This is a genomic window from Bacillus sp. MYb209 (genome assembly GCF_002975175.1).
Lineage (GTDB): Bacteria > Bacillota > Bacilli > Bacillales > Bacillaceae_G > Bacillus_A.
In genome coordinates, this window is record NZ_PCNZ01000106.1 from 1 (window position 1) to 2,128 (window position 2,128).

Sequence of the window (2,128 nt, forward strand, 5' to 3'; positions counted from 1 at the left end):
TCCATTAGGAATCTATATACCTCTTTCAAATAAATGCCATCTTTGCACCAGAACCCTTGGGGGTAAAGCAAATTCTTAAGTTTATGGGCATGTATAGTGACCCCTTATAGAACAAGACCATAGAAATGAAAAGCGATGCTTTACCAAATTCGCATGATTTCAAAGCCTGTACCATGCTTCACATACGATAAAAGGAATCGAAACAGTATACCCTATATAAACAAAAACGAAGTTTGCAACCAAACTTCGTTTTTTCAATGTAAAATGAATTACAGCAATTACTCACAATTATATAAGACTTACCTCTGTAAATACTCTAATTTTTTATCTGTTAAGAAGCTCTGTAACAGAACCAAGAAGAGCGTTATAAAACAACGTTGACCAAAAGAATCATCGAATATATAAATATTAAAATTCAAAAAACAAAATTTATTAGTTATTGATTAGGTATATAGTAATGAAGAAAAGATATCAACACCTAATACAAAACCTAGAGTATTGAAAGTTATAACAGATGGCACTACATTTAGAAGAAATAGTCGATTTTAGCATCAATAATCAATTATCGCTTGTAGAAACGCTTTTTAAGCTGAAAAACTACAAAATTAATACACAAGAGTAAAATTCTAGTGAAAATAGGGGCATTTTTTCACCCAAAGGAAGTTGCGGAATTTAATTTCAAATTTCAGCCAATTGTTCATAAGCAATCAATTGAAATTGATTGCTTTTTTTATCTTTTAATTACTTTCCGCCTTGTATAGAAATAAATTTCTATACAACCTTTCTCTCTGTTATTTCTATATCGTTTTTATAGTATCTAATCAATAATTTGTATAATAATGGAATCAAAACAGGTGCTAAAATAAAATAAAAGCAAAAATTTCCAAGCGCATGATACATATCAAATGGTATTCCTGTAATATAATACATCCAAAAATATTTCAAACCATAGATAGGGACTTGGCAGAGTGACAAGATAAATCCATATAACATCCCTATAAAAGCTGCATATATACTCAATAAAATATGCGGGATTTTTTCAAATAACGGCCTAATAATAAAACCAGTTAATAAATTTATAACTAGATATCCGATGATTTGTGGAATTGTCCATAAACCCAATCCTAGTACTAAATTAGATAGTAAAATTGAAAGCACGCCCACAACAACTCCATATTGTATACCCATTACTAGAGTAATAATAATAATGAGTGTTGTTACAGGTTGTACATTAGGAATAAAAGTAAACATCATACGTCCTACAACAGTTAAACTCACCATCATAGCGATTATTACAATACTTTTTACATTTCTGAGAGAACCATTAAAACATTTTTCACTTAATTTCATGTAAATCCCAAGAAATTATGTCGCCATCTTTCAACTTAATATCTTTTGCCCCTTTCATTGCGGGTTCTTTATTAATATCAAACATCCAATATTTTTTGTTATCTTGCTGTTTATGATTGATTGAAGTAATCATACCTTTTTCAGCTTCAATTTTAAAATTATCTTTCATTACATCAAATAAATTTTCCCCATCTTTCACTTTAACATTTTCTTTTGCAATTTTATTTTTACCTTTATCAGTTGTTACTTCAATTGTTACCTCATGTGTTTGCTTAGTTTCTTTCTTCTCACCCTCGCATCCTAGTAAAACTACCATTACCATGGTCATCATTAAAGATAAAAACAATAATTTTACCTTTTTCATTTTTTCATCCCTTTCTCGTGTTGGTAAATCCCATAAATGAAATTAGTTATATTAACCAAACAATTATAAATCTACCAAAAAAGATATTTTTATGCAAACCCTTTTCACCTATTATTTAATATTCGAAATAAGGTTCTGGTGCAAACACTCCAAAACTCTTGTAAGTAACCTTCTAAACTTGGACATACTGATACTAGTATTCTAAAAAGGATGTGATTGGTATGGAAAAGCAAAATCTATTCAAGTGGAAACATTATCAACCGGATATTATTTTATTAACCGTGAGATGGTACCTACGGTACAACCTCAGTTTTCGTGATTTAGTCGAAATGATGGAAGAACGCGGGCTATTCCTTGCCCATACAACTATCATGCGATGGGTTCATCAATATGGTCCCGAATTAGATAAGCGAG

General features: G+C 30.3%; 2 protein-coding genes and 1 pseudogene. 1 reads left to right on the forward strand and 2 read right to left on the reverse strand.

Translation table 11 applies throughout. From position 1 onward, the window contains the following. Window positions 1-771: 771 nt before the first annotated feature. The gene (locus CQZ94_RS30505) at window positions 772-1,350 is read right to left on the reverse strand and encodes an ECF transporter S component (RefSeq protein ID WP_105588407.1); all 579 of its coding nucleotides are present in this window, start codon (window positions 1,348-1,350) and stop codon (window positions 772-774) included. Then, complete coding sequence (locus CQZ94_RS30510) at window positions 1,337-1,714, reverse strand: DUF4430 domain-containing protein (protein ID WP_105588408.1); 378 nt, start codon at window positions 1,712-1,714, stop codon at window positions 1,337-1,339. Before CQZ94_RS30510 ends, CQZ94_RS30505 begins: the two co-directional genes overlap by 14 nt. 221 nt (window positions 1,715-1,935) lie before the next feature. Between CQZ94_RS30510 and CQZ94_RS30515 the strand changes: the two are divergent. Next, window positions 1,936-2,128 (forward strand): annotated as a pseudogene (locus tag CQZ94_RS30515) (IS6 family transposase); the annotation flags it as partial.